The organism is Paraburkholderia polaris, from assembly GCF_012927345.1.
GTDB lineage: Bacteria > Pseudomonadota > Gammaproteobacteria > Burkholderiales > Burkholderiaceae > Paraburkholderia > Paraburkholderia polaris.
The window spans coordinates 91,533-106,279 of sequence record NZ_JABBGJ010000040.1; the positions used below are offsets into that span (position 1 = coordinate 91,533).

General features: G+C 61.5%; 14 protein-coding genes. 4 read left to right on the forward strand and 10 right to left on the reverse strand.

The features are described from left to right. Genes HHL24_RS31850 through HHL24_RS31865 form a run of 4 tightly spaced genes read right to left on the reverse strand, consistent with a single transcriptional unit; the run spans position 1 to position 4,217 of the window. A complete protein-coding gene (locus HHL24_RS31850; protein ID WP_169489274.1) occupies positions 1-1,107 on the reverse strand; it encodes a phosphotransferase in 1,107 nt (368 codons plus the stop codon). A gap of 20 nt (positions 1,108-1,127) precedes the next feature. Beyond that, the gene (locus tag HHL24_RS31855; protein WP_169489275.1) at positions 1,128-1,844 is read right to left on the reverse strand and encodes a histidine phosphatase family protein; all 717 of its coding nucleotides are present in this window, start codon (positions 1,842-1,844) and stop codon (positions 1,128-1,130) included. A gap of 31 nt (positions 1,845-1,875) precedes the next feature. Beyond that, on the reverse strand, positions 1,876-2,664 hold the full coding sequence (locus HHL24_RS31860; protein ID WP_169489276.1) for an oxepin-CoA hydrolase, alternative type: 789 nt from the start codon (positions 2,662-2,664) through the stop codon (positions 1,876-1,878). After that, entirely contained in the window at positions 2,661-4,217 is a 1,557-nt protein-coding gene (locus tag HHL24_RS31865; RefSeq protein WP_169489277.1) for a 3-hydroxyacyl-CoA dehydrogenase, read from the reverse strand. Before HHL24_RS31865 ends, HHL24_RS31860 begins: the two co-directional genes overlap by 4 nt. 126 nt (positions 4,218-4,343) lie before the next feature. On the opposite strand from HHL24_RS31865, the gene HHL24_RS31870 reads away from it, so the two are divergent. After that, positions 4,344-4,991, forward strand: coding sequence for a glutathione S-transferase family protein (locus HHL24_RS31870; RefSeq protein ID WP_169489278.1), 648 nt, complete (start codon positions 4,344-4,346; stop codon positions 4,989-4,991). 109 nt (positions 4,992-5,100) lie between these two features. On the opposite strand, the gene HHL24_RS31875 is transcribed toward HHL24_RS31870, so the two are convergent. Both HHL24_RS31875 and HHL24_RS31880 read right to left on the reverse strand, forming a co-directional pair. Next, positions 5,101-6,273, reverse strand: coding sequence for a pyridoxal phosphate-dependent aminotransferase (locus tag HHL24_RS31875; protein WP_169489279.1), 1,173 nt, complete (start codon positions 6,271-6,273; stop codon positions 5,101-5,103). A 127-nt stretch (positions 6,274-6,400) separates the two neighbouring features. Beyond that, positions 6,401-6,889: a putative toxin-antitoxin system toxin component, PIN family gene (locus tag HHL24_RS31880; RefSeq protein WP_169489280.1), complete on the reverse strand. Its 489-nt coding sequence runs from the start codon at positions 6,887-6,889 to the stop codon at positions 6,401-6,403. Positions 6,890-6,946: 57 nt separating this feature from the next. Here HHL24_RS31880 and yaaA point away from each other — a divergent pair, with 57 nt between their 5' ends. Beyond that, a complete protein-coding gene (gene yaaA / locus HHL24_RS31885) occupies positions 6,947-7,729 on the forward strand; it encodes a peroxide stress protein YaaA (protein WP_169489281.1) in 783 nt (260 codons plus the stop codon). A gap of 34 nt (positions 7,730-7,763) precedes the next feature. After that, positions 7,764-8,918 (forward strand): M14 family metallopeptidase, encoded by a 1,155-nt coding sequence (locus HHL24_RS31890; protein ID WP_169489282.1) that lies wholly within the window; start codon positions 7,764-7,766, stop codon positions 8,916-8,918. A 116-nt stretch (positions 8,919-9,034) separates the two neighbouring features. Here HHL24_RS31890 and HHL24_RS31895 read toward each other — a convergent pair whose 3' ends face one another. The 4 genes from HHL24_RS31895 to HHL24_RS31910 all read right to left on the reverse strand — a co-directional run bounded on the left by HHL24_RS31895 (position 9,035) and on the right by HHL24_RS31910 (position 12,962). Then, positions 9,035-9,700, reverse strand: coding sequence for a BspC domain-containing protein (locus HHL24_RS31895; RefSeq protein WP_169489283.1), 666 nt, complete (start codon positions 9,698-9,700; stop codon positions 9,035-9,037). Positions 9,701-9,867: 167 nt separating this feature from the next. Next, the gene (locus HHL24_RS31900; protein ID WP_063495323.1) at positions 9,868-10,542 is read right to left on the reverse strand and encodes an energy-coupling factor ABC transporter permease; all 675 of its coding nucleotides are present in this window, start codon (positions 10,540-10,542) and stop codon (positions 9,868-9,870) included. A 112-nt stretch (positions 10,543-10,654) separates the two neighbouring features. Next, entirely contained in the window at positions 10,655-11,530 is an 876-nt protein-coding gene (locus HHL24_RS31905; protein ID WP_169489291.1) for a response regulator transcription factor, read from the reverse strand. Between the two features lie 217 nt (positions 11,531-11,747). After that, positions 11,748-12,962 (reverse strand): DUF2863 family protein, encoded by a 1,215-nt coding sequence (locus HHL24_RS31910; protein WP_169489284.1) that lies wholly within the window; start codon positions 12,960-12,962, stop codon positions 11,748-11,750. Positions 12,963-13,233: 271 nt separating this feature from the next. On the opposite strand from HHL24_RS31910, the gene HHL24_RS31915 reads away from it, so the two are divergent. Beyond that, the gene (locus HHL24_RS31915) at positions 13,234-14,349 is read left to right on the forward strand and encodes an AI-2E family transporter (RefSeq protein ID WP_329606773.1); all 1,116 of its coding nucleotides are present in this window, start codon (positions 13,234-13,236) and stop codon (positions 14,347-14,349) included. Positions 14,350-14,747 lie beyond the last annotated feature (398 nt).

Here is a 14,747-nt window from a genome sequence, read left to right on the forward strand (position 1 = left end):
TTAACGCACCTTCTGTGCGTAGCGCCAGGCGAGTTCCGCCATCGGCTTCGCGCGGCGGCCGGCATCGAGGGCCTGAGCGCTCGCCGCCGTACCGTCGACGACGCGTTTCATGATCCCTTGCAGGATCGCGGCGATGCGGAACATGTTGTACGCCAGATAGAAATTCCAGTCGCCGTGGATCTCGAAGCCAGTGCGCTTGCAATAGCGCTCGACGTACTGCGCTTCATCAGGAATGCCGAGGGCCGCCCAGTCGAGACCCGCAATGCCGCGGAATTGCGCCGGATCGACGTGCCATGCCATGCAGTGATAGGCGAAGTCGGCGAGCGGGTCGCCGAGCGTCGACAGTTCCCAGTCGAGTACGGCCAGTACGCGCGGCTCGGTGGGATGGAAGATCAGATTGTCGAGCCGGTAGTCGCCATGCACGACCGAGGCGCGCTCGCCCGTTTCCGCCGGCATATGCTGCGGCAGCCATTCGATCAGGCGTTGCATCGCGTCGATCGGCTCGGTTTCGGACGCGAGGTACTGCTTGCTCCAACGGCCGATCTGGCGTGTGAAGTAGTTGCCCGGTTTGCCGTAGTCGGCAAGACCGATCGATGCGACGTCGACGCTGTGCAGCGCGGCGATCACGCGATTCATTTCGTCGTAAATCGCCGTGCGCTCCACAGGCGTCATGCCCGGCAAAGACTGGTCCCACAGCACGCGGCCTTCGACGAACTCCATCACGTAGAACGCCCGGCCGATCACGCTTTCGTCTTCGCACAAAGCGAGCATGTTCGCGACCGGCGCGTCGGTGCCGGCAAGCGCATGCATCACACGGTATTCGCGTTCGACGGCGTGCGCTGAGGGCAGTAACTTCGCGGCCGGTCCAGGCTTGGCGCGCATCACATACGAGCGCGACGGTGTGACGATTTTGAAGGTGGGATTGGACTGGCCACCCGCGAATTGCTCCAACGTGAGCGGTCCGGTAAACCCATCGACATGCTGGGTTAGCCACGCGGCGAGCGCGTCGCTGTCGAAGCGTTGCCGCTCATTGACCGGGCGCGTGCCCTCGAAGGCCGAATAATCCGGTTTGTGTTCTGGTTCGCCGGTCTGTGTGGCTTGCACCATATGTCTCCTCCAGTTCGGGTTCAGCTACGCTTGTATTGAATGAATTGTGCGTAGAGCATTTCCATCGTGGTATTGCGAACGTCGCGATAGAGCGGCGACGGCGGTGAATAGTTGATCGTGCGTAACACCCAGTCGCGCGGTTCGGCACCGACGTCGAGCGCGTTGATGCAACCGGTGGCCTGCGCCAGATGGCCGAAGAACGTGCGTCCGCCGGCTGTGAGCGCATGCGACAGAATCGCGCGATTCACGCCGCCGTGCAGCACCAGCAGCACTGTGTCCCATGACGTATCCTCGCGCAAAGCCGCCACCGCGGGCAACACGCGGTCGAACAACGCGCCGATGGTTTCGCCGTCGAGAAAGCGCGTGTTTTCCGGCACGATCCCGTCGAACACGCCGAGAAATGCCGCTTCGATATCCTGCGGCGGAATGTTGCCGAGCTTGCCACCGCGAATTTCCTGCCATGCAGGCTCGATGTCGAGGTCGATCTGCTGACCGGTCTCGGCCAGCACACGTTGCGCGGTTTCGACCGTGCGCGGCAGACCGCTCACGATCACCCGATCGAACCGGACTTCCTGCTCGGCGAACACGCGGCCTGCCGCGCTTGCCTGCTCGCGACCGTTCGCGTTCAACGGCACGGTTTCAGGATCGATCGCGCGGCCGGAGTCGTCGAAGTAGGTCACGTCGCCGTGACGCATCAGGAAGATCCGGCGGCGCTTGGGGAGTTGATAGTCAGGCATTGTCCCTTCGTTTACTGGTGTTCACTTGCGTTCATTTGTAGAGCGGAGCGCGTTTTTCGAGGAACGCGGAAATCCCTTCGAGCCCGTCACGATGGTGCAGTGAGGCGACGAAGCTGTCGCGTTCGGCGACCAGATGTTCAGCGAGCGGCTGTGCGCCGGCCGCGCCGATGAGCCCCTTGATACGCGCGACCGAATTCGGCGAAATCTTGCCGAGCTCGTCGGCCCAGGCGACAGCGGTGTCGCGCACAGTGCCGGTCTTAGCCAGTTTGTTGACGACGCCGAGATCGAAAAGACGCGTGGCGCCGATTGGTTTGCCTTCGATCAGCACTTCGGTCGCCAGCTGACGTGGCAAGGCTTGTGCAAGAAACCACGAGCCGCCGCCGTCCGGCGTGAGGCCGACACGCGCATACGACATCACAAATTTGGCGTCTTCCGCGGCGACGATCAGATCGCACGCGAGCGCGAGCGAAAACCCCGCACCGGCAGCGGCGCCATCAACGGCGGCGATCACCGGCTTCGACGACAAACGCAGCGCCGAAATCCATTCGCCGAGCAGATCGATGCTCTCCGCCTGCACCGACGGATCTTTCGCGCGGTTTTCCAGCAAGCGGTTCAGATTGCCGCCCGCGCAAAAGAAATTATCCGCGCCGGCGATCACGACGGCGCGTATGGAAGGATCGCGCTCGACCGATTCGAGCGCTTCGATGCCCGCGGCATACATGTCCGGATGCAGCGCGTTGCGTGCGCCGGGGTTCGATAGCGTGAGGACTAGCGTCGATTCGCTTTCGGTAGGGCGCGAGGTCAGCAGTTCGGCGCTCATTGTTGGGTCTCCGTTTGAGTGTCGGTAGTGTCGCGTTGCGTCAGCGACAGGCCAAGTTGTGCGCGCCGTGCAAGCCACGGCGACGGACGATAGCGCGGATCGCCGAGCACGCTGAGGATATTGCGCAAGATGGTGAGGATCGTTTTTGCGCCGAGTGCGTCGCCGAGTGCGAGCGGCCCGCGCGGGTAACCGAGGCCTAGCGTCACGGCGAGGTCGATATCGTCCGGCGTCGCGATCTGTTTTTGCGCGATGTCGCAGCCAATGTTGACGATGGTCGCCACGACGCGTTGCGCGACGAAGCCTGTCGAGTCACGGATCACGGTGACGGGAACGCCCTCGGCGGCAAATAGTGCGTGCGCGGTCTCGCGCGCCGTGCGGCTGGTGGCGGGTGTCGTCATCAGCGTGCGGCGCTGCGCGGCGGCCAGCGGGAATAGGGCATCGATAGCGACAACGCGAGTTGCATCGAGTGCTTCGTCGACGGCGGCGGTGGTCGCGTCATGACCGAACGGTGTCACGACGATCAGCGAGTTCAATGCGGGCGTGGTGCCTTCGTCGAGTTTTACGCCGGCTTTGGCGATGAGTTGCACGACGGCGGCATGCGCTTGTGGATAGCGCTTGCTGACCCACACGCTTTGCGGCAGTTCAGTCGGCGCGGGTGCTTCTGCGGGCACTTGCTGCTTGCCGTTTTCATAGCGGTAAAAGCCTTCACCCGTTTTGCGGCCGATCAGTCCACCCGCGAGCCGCGTGCCCGTGATCGGCGAGGGCGTGAAGCGCGGTTCTTCATAAAACTGGTGATAGATCGATTCCATCACCGGATGCGATACGTCGAGCGCGGTCAGGTCGAGCAGTTCGAACGGCCCGAGGCGAAAGCCCGCCTGCTCGCGCATGATGCGGTCGATGTCGGCGAAGCTTGCAACGCCTTCGCCCGCGACGCGCAGGCCTTCGGTATTCATGCCGCGACCGGCGTGATTGACAATGAAGCCGGGCATATCTTTCGCGCGCACCGGCGTGTGCCCCATGCGGCGCGCGAGATCCATCAGCGCGTCGCCAACTGCGGGATCGCTGCGCAGGCCGTCGATCACTTCGACGACCTTCATCAACGGAACCGGATTGAAGAAGTGATAGCCGGCCACTCGTGACGGATTCGTGCAGCCTGCTGCAATCGCAGTAATCGACAACGACGACGTGTTCGACGCCAGCACACAACGGCCACCCACGACCGTTTCGAGCTCGCGAAAGAGGGCTTGCTTCACATCGAGCTTTTCGACGATTGCCTCGACGACCAGATCGCAATCGGCCAGATCGCCGATGACCTGGGCGCCGCTCACATTTGCCAGCGCGGCGAGCGAGCGGGCCTGGTCGAGCTTGCCTTTGGCGGTCAATTTGGCGAAAGTCTCGGCAAGGTAGTCGCGCGCGGCGCCGATCGCGGCGGGATTCGTGTCGTAAAGACGCACGGTGAGGCCCGCCAACGCGGCAATCTGGGCGATGCCACGGCCCATTGCACCGGTTCCGACAATGCCGATGGTCTCGATACTGAAATTGCGAGAGTTCATTGTGATGCTCGACTCCATGGTTATTTTAGAATAGCACGATCGTGCAATTTACTGGATGATTGATCGAAGGCCGCCGCTTTGCTTTTGACGAGCGGTCACAAACAACCCGAAGAAAGGAGACACCCGATGATCAAGCTGTGCGGTTTCGCGCTCTCGAACTATTACAACAAGGTGAAGTTCGTGCTTCTCGAACACGGCATTCCGTTCGAGGAAGTGTTCGTGCTGCCGAGCCAGGAAGAGACGATGCTCGAGCATTCTCCGCTTGGCAAGGTGCCCTATATCCATACCGAACACGGCGATCTGTGCGAATCGCAATGCATCGTCGAATACCTTGCCGCGCAGTTTCCCGACAAGGCAATTTTCTCCGCTGACCCGTGGGAAGCGGCCAAGGAGCGCGAGTTGATCACGTTCGTGGATGTGCATCTCGAACTGACCGCGCGCAATCTCTACAAGGAAGCGTTCTTCGGTGGCACCGTGACTGACGCGACCAAGGGGCGTGTCGAGAAGCTGCTTGCGCATCACATCGTCGGCTTCAAGCGGATCGCGAAATTCGGGCCGTATTTGAGCGGCGAGCGTTTCAGTGTCGCCGACGCAGCAGGGTATGTGAGCTTGCCGCTGATCGGTATGGCGACGCAGACCATCTACGGCCGCGACTTGCTGCTCGAGGCCGGCGTGGACTGGAAAAGCTATATGAAGGCGATCAACGCCCGGCCGGCCGCACAGCGCGTGACCGAAGATCGTAAGGCGTATATCGCGGCCTCGCGTCCCGCCTGAGGGCCGGCGGTGCCGCGGGTGAAATGAAATCCGGCGTGCAACGCACGCGTGGGCCGCTGCGCGCGATGGCGAGGAACGTGGGTTCGTTCGCAGCATCGCGCGGGGCGTCCTAGAGCCGCGCCAGCCGGTCGAGCGCGGTGGCGAGTGTCGTTTCCTGCTTGGCAAAGCAAAAGCGCACTACGCCCGATTCATGCGCCTCGTGATAGAACGCCGACACCGGAATCGCCGCGACACCGATCTCGCCGGTCAGCCATTGCGCGAATTCGGCTTCGGGCAGATCGCTGATCGCCGAATAGTCGACGCACTGAAAGTACGTGCCCGTGCAAGGCAGCAGCTTGAAGCGTGAATTCGCGAGGCCGGCGCGGAAGAAGTCGCGCTTCTTTTGATAAAACGCGGGCAGATCCAGATAGGGTGCCGGATCCTTCATATATTCCGCGAGGCCGACCTGCATCGGCGTGTTGACCGTGAACACGTTGAACTGGTGCACCTTACGGAATTCGGCGGTGAGTGCGGCGGGTGCGGCTACGTAGCCAACTTTCCAGCCGGTGACGTGATAGGTCTTGCCGAAGCTCGACACCACGAAACTGCGCTGCGCCAGCTCCGGATAGCGCGCAACGCTTTCGTGCGGTGCGCCGTCGTACACCATGTGTTCGTACACTTCGTCCGACAAAATCAGCACGTTAGTGCCACGCACGATTTCTTCGAGCTTGCGCATGTCTTCCGCGCGCCAGACCGTACCGGTCGGGTTGTGCGGCGTGTTGATCAGCAGGAGCCGCGTTTTCGGCGTGATCGCAGCGGCAAGCTTGTCGAACGGGATCGTGTAGTCGGGTGCATCGAGCGTGATGAATACCGGCTTGCCGCCGGCCAGCTCGATCGACGGGAGATAGCTGTCGTAGGTTGGCTCGACCACGATCACTTCGTCGCCCGGATGCACGGTGCAGAGAATCGCGGTCAGCAGCGCCTGCGTGGCGCCTGCTGTCACGGTGATCTCGCTGGTGGCGTCGTAACGGCGGCCGTACAGGTTCGCGATCTTGTCCGAGATAGCCTGACGCAGCGGCGCGGCGCCGGCCATCGGTGGGTATTGATTGTGGCCGTCGCGCATTGCGTTCGTGACCGCGTCGACAATGCGGGCATCGCAGCCGAAGTCGGGAAAGCCCTGGCCGAGGTTCACTGCGCCTTTTTCGGCGGCAAGCGCGCTCATCACAGTAAAAATCGTCGTGCCGACGTCCGGCAGGCGAGACGGAAATGAGGGACTCATGGGCGTGTCGTGCGGTGCATTCATGGCGCTGTCCGTAGCGAGGTCGAGTGAGTTGGCGAAAGGCGTCGTTCGAAAAGGACGAAGCCCGATTGTAGGGAATCGCGGCGCTACGTGCGCACAGTTGGCCCGACGTTGGCCATCCGGCCAGGGGTCATACGGGCGTAGGCTCGTTTTCCGCGTTCATGCAGGCGCTGACGAACGGCGCCGGCTGTGCAATCTGGAAACCGAAGTCACGCGCAATCCGCTTGGCGAGTTTCAATACTGCGCGGTCTTTCGACACCAGCCAGTCGGCCTGCGCGGCGTGCGCGAGTTCGAGGAATTTCTGGTCGTCGCGGTCTTTGCATTTGGGCAACGGCCTGGCATCTTCCGCGGGTGCAGCGGGTTCGACCAAGTGCGCCAAGCGTGCGACGATGGCAAGCGCCGCTGCCTTGTCGACATTGCGATGCACGAATTGCGGATAGTCGAGCACGTACGTGAGTTCGGCGAGGCAGCGCGCGTCGATCAGCGCGGCCAGCGCGCCGCTTTCGAGCGCGGTGCGGATGGGCCGCGTGTGCGGATCGTCGAATACGAGAATATCGATCCAGACATTGGAATCGAGGACGACGCGCAAAGCGCCGTGTGCGGCATGGGAAGCGGGCATTCGTTACAATCTGGCTTTCGTCTCTGACTGCCAGGCACGGCGTGCCTGCAAGCCTCTATGATAATCGTTCTGTCGCCGGCGAAATCGCTTGACTACGAAACCCCTCCTCACGTTAAAAAGCACACGATCCCCGATTTCGTCGACGATGCGGCCGAATTGATCGGCGGATTGCGCCTTTTGTCGCCGCAGCAGATCGGTTCGTTGATGAGCATTTCCGATCAACTCGCACACCTCAATTTCCAGCGTTACGCGGATTGGTCGCCCAGCTTCGGCACGCACAACGCCAAGCAGGCGGTGCTCGCGTTCAACGGCGATGTGTACGAAGGCTTCAACGCCAGGACGTTGTCGTCGGCTGATCTGGATTACGCGCAGAATCACGTGCGAGTGCTTTCCGGCCTGTACGGATTGCTGCGCCCGCTCGATCTCCTGCAACCGTACCGCCTCGAAATGGGTACGCGCTTTGCCAATACGCGCGGCAAGGATCTGTACGCGTTCTGGGGCGAGCGGATCACGCAGGCTTTGAACGCGCAGTTAAAGAAAAACGCTGCCGCCTCGCGCGTGCTGGTCAATTGCGCTTCGAGTGAGTACTTCAAGTCAGTCAAGCCCAAGCTGCTTGACGCGCCGATCGTCACGCCGGTGTTTGAAGACTGGAAGGGCGGCCGCTACAAGATCATCAGTTTCCACGCAAAGCGCGCGCGCGGTTTGATGGCGCGATACGCGGTCGAAAACCGCCTCGACAAGCCCGAGCAGTTGAAGGACTTCGACTCCGAAGGCTACGCGTTCAACGCTGAGGCCTCGAACGATTCCACTTACGTATTCCGCCGCCGCATCGCTGACTAAGCGATTGCGGCGCACACAAGCAGGGAAGAACATCATGACGTTATCGATTACGAGCAACTTCGATGCGGGCGCGATCGAAGTGCTGGCCTGCGAAGACGCTGGCAACATCCGTCTGCGCGTGCGGCCCGACAGTCACGCCGAGTTCGCGCAGTGGTTCTATTTCGGATTGTCTGGCGCGGCCGGCGAGCGCTGCGTGATGACCTTCGAAAATGCCGCGGCGTGCGCATTCGCCGAAGGCTGGCGCGACTACCAGGCGGTGGCAAGCTATGATCGGGTGAATTGGTTCCGCGTGCCGACTTCGTACGACGGCCGTGTGTTGACGATCGACCACACGCCGGATTTCGACCGCATCTACTACGCGTATTTCGAGCCGTATAGCGAGGAACGTCACTCGGAGTTTCTCGGCGCGGTCCAGCAGATGCCGCAGGCCACGCTTACGGAGTTGGGCAAGACCGTCGAAGGTCGGCCGATGTCGCTGCTGACGCTGGGCACGCCGCAAACCGGTGACACGCCCAAGAAGAAGATCTGGTTGATCGCGCGCCAGCATCCTGGCGAGACGATGGCCGAATGGTTCATCGAAGGCCTCGTCAAGCGTCTCGCGGGCTGGGGCGATTGGGCGGGCGATCCGGTGGCGCGCAAGCTCTACGATCACGCGGTGTTCTACATCGTGCCGAACATGAATCCGGACGGCAGCGTGCACGGCAACCTGCGCACCAACGCGGCGGGCGCGAACCTGAACCGCGAGTGGATGGAGCCGGACGCCGCGCGCAGCCCTGAGGTGCTGGCCGTGCGGGACGCAATTCACGCAACCGGCTGTGACCTCTTTTTCGATATCCACGGCGACGAGGCGCTGCCGTACGTGTTCGTGGCCGGCTCCGAAATGCTGCCGGGTTTCACGGAGCGGCAGGCAGAGGAGCAGAAAGCGTTCATCGAAGCATTCAAGCATGCGAGTCCGGACTTCCAGGACAAGTACGGCTATGCCGCGAGCAAGTATCGTGAAGACGCGCTCAAGCTGGCTTCGAAGTACGTCGGTAACGAATTCGGCTGTCTGTCGTTGACGCTAGAGATGCCGTTCAAGGACAACGCCAATCTGCCGGACGAGCGGGTGGGTTGGAACGGCGAACGTAGCGCGTCGCTGGGCGCTGCCATGCTGCAAGCGATTTTGCGGCATGTGGAGACGTTCGCCTGACCGGACGCTGCACAAAAAAACGGGGCACACACTTTGGAAGTGTGTGCCCCGTTTTTTTTGGGGTGCCGGCATGACCCGCGGCGTGGGTCAGTTGAAACGGCCGCGGGTCATGCTCGTTATTGAGTCTTTTTCGCCGGGGACTTCTTCGCGGTCGATTTGCTCGAAGACTTGCTGGAAGTCGCTCGCGACGATGTCCCCGAGCTTGCCTTCGTGGACTTTCCGGTCGCTTTCTTCGTAGTTTTGCCGCTAGCCGAGTGCTTGCCCTTCACGCTCTTATGCTTGCCTGAGGACGCTCGCGATCCCGTAGAACCGGAGCTATGCGCGCGGGCAGGCGGCACCGGATCGTTCCAGCTGAACGCCAGCATCTGGGCGCCCACATAGCCGCAGCGGAATTTGAGATCGGCTGGATCTCCGTCGCCGCTCTGGCGGATGCCGAGGCCCTCGACGGTAACGATGTTATCCACCTTGACGCGCTGCTTGCCCTCGTCGAACGAATCGTTCCAGGGTGTGACCGACGCATGCGCGCTGTCGAAGGAGCTGGGTGGAAATTCGACATGGTCGAAGGCGGTCGATGTGCTTGCAACAAAATTGCCATGAGCGGCGCAGTCCGCGACTAGCGGGTCTGCATGCATGTCATTGACAAATTTGTTGACGAGATCGTTGTGCTGTTCGAGTTGATCGGCGTATGCGGGAGCAGTGCAAATGAGCGAGAGACCCGCTGCAAATGTTGCCAACCGGCCGACCAACCGCAGCAATCGGCGCGGTACGTTGGGGCGATCCATCTAGTTCGTTAGACGCTAATGAGACATGAGGCACGTAAGATGCCCGGCGAGAGGGATGAGTTCAATCCTGACACAAATATTTTGTCCTGTCGTGGTGCATGGACTCAGGCGCTTTATGTGCCGAGATGGCCGATTGTCGCGGATACGTGCTCGACGCTGCGCCCGTGTCAGGTGCGTGGCCCGCCCAATCGATATCGACGCACATCATAAGTGGTAACCCACGCCGGGCGATAGACCGCGATCAATGCCGTCGACATTCCCGTGAACCAGGCCTCGCCGGTGGCTAGCAGAAGCACGCTGAAGGCGTAGCCGACCGGCACCACGGTCATCGAACCGTCGGCGAGTGCGATGTGAACGCCGAGTGCCGCGGCCGCCGTGAGCGACACGGCAATGGCGGGTGAGACAAAACCCTGGCCGAAGATAAACATGAACAGGTTACGCGGCAGCCAGGCGATGCTGGCGCGCTGGATCAAGGTCGAGATGCCGACAGGCAGTGCACCGAACACGAGGAAAGTCAGCGCGATGCCCTGCCAGGGAGCGTCGAAGACGACCGCGGCAAGGCCGGTGACTATCGCCATGGCGATCAGCGCCAGCGCCCAATCAAATAGTGTGACGACCAGTGTGGCGCCGAGCAGATGCATGACAGTGCCGTCGTCGAGCCACGCGTTGCTCGCCCACAGCACTGACACCGCGACGATGATCGCGAGCCAGACATGCTGGAGTGTGCCGTCCTGAAGTCGTTTGAAAGGATTTTTCCACAGCGCGAGCGCGACCACTATCGCAGTGGCGATCCAGCCACCGACAGCGACCCAGAACGGAAGCGGTGTGTAGAGGAAACCCATGTATCTCATATTACTCGTTGGACGAGAAAAGGTGTGAGCGGATTCCATGCCAGCCGGCGCGAACGCTGCCAGAAAGTGCGCGTTCCGATTCTGGCGCGCGCGCCGGCTGACGCTATGCCGAACCTTGCGTGACCTGTTCCGCCGCCGGCCCGGCGGCTGCATCGCCGTATGGCGTGCTCGGTTCGGCCGCCATTGGCAGCGTGTCGGCCGTGTCGTTCGCGGGCAACGGATACTGGAAGCGCCGCAGCGCGCGGCGCCGCAATGGCACTACGCCGGCTTGCCCCATTGCCGGACGAACCGGACCTTCGTCATCGTTGCGCAGTACCTGCAAATGAGCCGACAGCCAACCGTTGTAGAGCGCGACCGCGGCGGCACGATTAGGCGCTCCGAGTTGCTGAAATATGCTGGTCAGGTGGATCTTGACGGTGCCTTCACTGATGCCGAGCGTGCGCGCGATCATCTTGTTAGTGCTACCCATGTGGACGCAGCGCATGATCTGCTCCTGTCGGGGCGACAGGCCGTTGGAAAGTTTGGTCCGGCGCGGTGGCGGACTCTTCTCGTCGAACAGCCGGATGGTGGCGTCCGGCGGTAGCGGAGGGTTGAGCGCCAACGCGCCGGGCGGCACATAGTGACCGCCCAGCAGAACCATCTCGAAAGCGCGCACGATCAGGCACGGGTCGGTTTCGCGCGGAACCACGCCGAGCACACCTTCGTCCATGAGGTCTCGCACGGCAGTTGGAGAGACCTCGTCGGTCAGCACTGCAATACGCAGGTCCGGGTAATGGCTGAGCAGATGACGGGTATCTTCAACCGACATCCAGTCCTGCCAATCGATCACGAGCAGGTCGGGCCGCAGGCGCTTGAGCGTACGTTCAACCTGACGCCAATCCTGTGCTTCGTTAAAGCGCGCTAGTCGGTCGATTTGCCGCAGCAGTGCTTTGAGTCCATCGCGTCGTTCCGCGTCTGAGTTGAGTATTGAGAATCGCATGCCATGTCTCCAGATGAATCGGGCGAGGTGGCGCGATGCGTGCGGACCGGCGAGGTTGCCGGGCGAATTACGATGCGCCACCGGCACTATGATGACAAATTCCTTCCATTTTGACCGCCTGTCCAAAAGGCATAGGAGGAATGACGTAAAAAAACCCCGCGCGCGGCGGGGCTTTCTGATGTCGACGGCACGGCGCAATGACGCCGGCACCGGTGGGTCAGTGGAAATGGGGTTGCGCGGGCTCCGCGTCCTCCGGCATTTCGGCGTGGACGATTTCGCCGAGCGGGTCCGCATAGAGCGGGACACCGCAGTCATCACAATATTCCGGCTCGAAGCGGCCCGCGTGGCGGCGCACGTCTGTCACGCCGGTTTCCTTGAGCAATGCGACGATTTCTTCTAGCGGGTCGTCTGACGCAGCGGTTTCTTGCGGTTCTTCATCGATGCCGGGCTCGCCGTTCTCGCGGCCGTAAAGTGGCCACACGACGCCGTAGATCACGTCATTGCTGCCCCGGCGCGTGAAGCCGACGCGGTATTCGTCAATACGGCGCTCGCCGAAGCCGGCGACAACCGCGCGCAACTCCTGTGGCGCCGCGCCGATTGTGTCGAACAGATAACGCACGGCGGTACGTACCGTGTGAGGGCGCACGCTTTCGTCGGCGTCGCGGCAGGCTGAATAATAGGCATCCGGCAGCAGGCACTCGAATTCACATCCGGGCAGCACCAGCGACAGATTGGCGCCGCCTTGCGTTGCCCATTGTTCGAGGCATTGGCCGCGCTCGATCCGGCTGCCATTCTCTTCTTCCTGCCAGCGAAACGCCGGTTCGCCCACCGGCGCCGCGACCACAGCAAGCAGAAAGCGCGGGTCGGCCAGGATTGGTGAAGTTTCCGGCAGTTCGCCAAAATTGAGTTTGACGTTGCCGCCAGCCATCGCTGTTTGAGCAAGTTGCTGGGCAATGCGCCAGGTTTCGACGTGGTGACGCGGCAGTTGGTCGATGCTGTAAAGGAACGGCACCATGGCGACACGCGTGTTGGCCGCGAGCACGTGCGCCTGCAGGTGCGCGCGCAGCGCGTCGGCCGCGTCCGCTTTGAGCGGGCCGGAAGGAATCATGTAGCGAGTCCAGGCCAGCACCGGCGCGGCAATCAGCAGCGCTTCATAAGGCACGCCTTCATGTTCGACGATGAACGACTCGCTGTGCGTTTCCGCCATGTCGGCGAGTGCACCGTAAGCATCAGGATGATTCTGCTGCAGATGATCGAGCGCGGCGTCCAGCGTTGTCTGGTTGGCGTTGCGGACGATCTTGGCCAGCAGCGCATCGAGCTTCGCTTCCCAGAAGCGGTCTTCGGTGCGGCTGCCTGACGCGAAAAGCGCGAGCGAAAGACCGACAAGTTTGTCGGCATCGGGGGGGAGACGTTTGGCGATTCGCGAGCGCATAAATCCGGAAATTGGGGGGTGCAGAACCTTATATTCTAGTCTTTCTATGCCGCCATATTATTTGGCTGACTATGCGGGATGGATTGGGACGTTTCCGCATTAAAAAATAAGCCTGTTGCGGGTGCCGTCACATGCGTTGCGTAGCGTCCTGGCCGGATGATATAAGACATGCCCGGGGGCATGACTCGCTTCTATACTGACTGCCTTCAGTGGGCGCCTGGCAAGCGTATGTCTATTCGTCGCTGTGGTCTGGCACAACAGGAGATTCATAGTGAAATCGGACCAACTGATTGAACGTCTCGCCGCAGTGTTCGCGTTGATCATATTGGTGGGTGGCTCCCTGCTGGTGCTTGCGCCTTTTACGACCGCGCTGCTGTGGGGCGCCATCCTAAGTTATAGCTCGTGGGGCTTGTACCGGCGGCTTACTACGGCAGTGGGGGGGCGGCGGAAGCTGGCCGCGACGTTGATCGTGCTCATCATTCTGGTTGTGGTGCTTGGCCCGTTCGTCTATGCGGGCTTTGCTTTCGGTGCGCACGTTCACGACATCGTCGCGTTGGTACAGAGACTCTTCGAGGCTGGCTTGCCGGATTTGCCGCCGTGGGTGGGGCGAATCCCGTTGATTGGTTCGAACATCGAGACGTTTTGGGCGAATGTAACGAGTAGCAACTCCGAACTGATCGCGCAAATGCGTGCGCTTGCGGCGCCGGCCGGCAAGTGGATTCTGGCGGCTGGGATCGCTGTTACGCACGGCCTGGGATTGTTGGCGCTGAGTATCGTGCTCGCGTTCTTCTTTTATACCGGAGGGGAGGGCGCGGCGGCCTGGCTGAGGGCGGGCATGCGGCGCATCGCCGGCGAACGCGCCGACTACTTGCTGACGCTGGCGGGCAGCACGGTGAAGGGGGTGGTCTACGGAATTCTCGGCACGGCGCTTGTGCAAGGCATTCTTGCCGGCTTCGGTTGCTGGATTGCGGGCGTCCCGGCGCCGGCGCTGCTTGGGCTAGCGACGTTCTTCCTGTCAGTTATACCGGGCGGCCCGGTTGTCGTCTGGCTGCCTGCGGCGATCTGGCTGTATCACGGCGGCGCAACGGGTTGGGCAATCTTTCTGGTTGTGTGGGGCGTGTTGGTCGTCGGCATGTCCGACAACGTCATCAAGCCGATCCTGATCGGCAAGAGTAGTGACATGCCGTTGATCCTGGTGATGCTGGGCATCCTGGGCGGTGCGTTTGCTTTCGGCTTCCTTGGTGTTTTCATTGGCCCAACTTTGCTGGCGGTTGCCTATACCGTGCTGCACGATTGGACGATCGGCGCCCCGGCAGCGCGCGCTCTGGCATCCGACGTGGAAGTGCCGGTTGCCGATGAGTCGGGGCGCATAGAAAAGGCGCCTTGAAATAAATTCCAGATAGCGCTTGCAAGGCGCGGTTCGGCTCGCTAGAATCTCGCTCTTTCGTGCTTCGGACACCGGGGCACGGGAGGCGGGAGAGCCAGTAGTGGCAAGGCTTTCAGCGAAGTGAGCGGGTTGAGAAAGTTAGAAAAACCTGTTGACGACGTAGCGAAAGTTCTTCATAATCTCGTTTCTCTGCTGCTGATGCAGCGACGCAGAACGAAGCGGTACCGGGTGGTTGCGAGGTGGGCGGTTGATGCCTGCAGCGCGCGGTGCGGTTTGGGTGGTGAATGCGTAATCGATCTTTAAAAATTAACAGCCGATAAGTGTGGGCGCTTGATGCGCGACGCGCAGTGGACTCTTCGGGGTCTGCTGGAAGCGAAAGTATCAAGTCTCACACTAGT

Excerpts from the sequence above, each read along its gene's own strand:
- HHL24_RS31850 (WP_169489274.1), bottom strand. The coding sequence starts at position 1,107 with ATGGTGCAAGCCACACAGACCGGCGAACCAGAACACAAACCGGATTAT.
- HHL24_RS31855 (WP_169489275.1), bottom strand. The coding sequence starts at position 1,844 with ATGCCTGACTATCAACTCCCCAAGCGCCGCCGGATCTTCCTGATGCGT.
- HHL24_RS31860 (WP_169489276.1), bottom strand. The coding sequence starts at position 2,664 with ATGAGCGCCGAACTGCTGACCTCGCGCCCTACCGAAAGCGAATCGACG.
- HHL24_RS31865 (WP_169489277.1), bottom strand. The coding sequence starts at position 4,217 with ATGAACTCTCGCAATTTCAGTATCGAGACCATCGGCATTGTCGGAACC.
- HHL24_RS31870 (WP_169489278.1), top strand. The coding sequence starts at position 4,344 with ATGATCAAGCTGTGCGGTTTCGCGCTCTCGAACTATTACAACAAGGTG.
- HHL24_RS31875 (WP_169489279.1), bottom strand. The coding sequence starts at position 6,273 with ATGAATGCACCGCACGACACGCCCATGAGTCCCTCATTTCCGTCTCGC.
- HHL24_RS31880 (WP_169489280.1), bottom strand. The coding sequence starts at position 6,889 with ATGCCCGCTTCCCATGCCGCACACGGCGCTTTGCGCGTCGTCCTCGAT.
- yaaA (WP_169489281.1), top strand. The coding sequence starts at position 6,947 with ATGATAATCGTTCTGTCGCCGGCGAAATCGCTTGACTACGAAACCCCT.
- HHL24_RS31890 (WP_169489282.1), top strand. The coding sequence starts at position 7,764 with ATGACGTTATCGATTACGAGCAACTTCGATGCGGGCGCGATCGAAGTG.
- HHL24_RS31895 (WP_169489283.1), bottom strand. The coding sequence starts at position 9,700 with ATGGATCGCCCCAACGTACCGCGCCGATTGCTGCGGTTGGTCGGCCGG.
- HHL24_RS31900 (WP_063495323.1), bottom strand. The coding sequence starts at position 10,542 with ATGGGTTTCCTCTACACACCGCTTCCGTTCTGGGTCGCTGTCGGTGGC.
- HHL24_RS31905 (WP_169489291.1), bottom strand. The coding sequence starts at position 11,530 with ATGCGATTCTCAATACTCAACTCAGACGCGGAACGACGCGATGGACTC.
- HHL24_RS31910 (WP_169489284.1), bottom strand. The coding sequence starts at position 12,962 with ATGCGCTCGCGAATCGCCAAACGTCTCCCCCCCGATGCCGACAAACTT.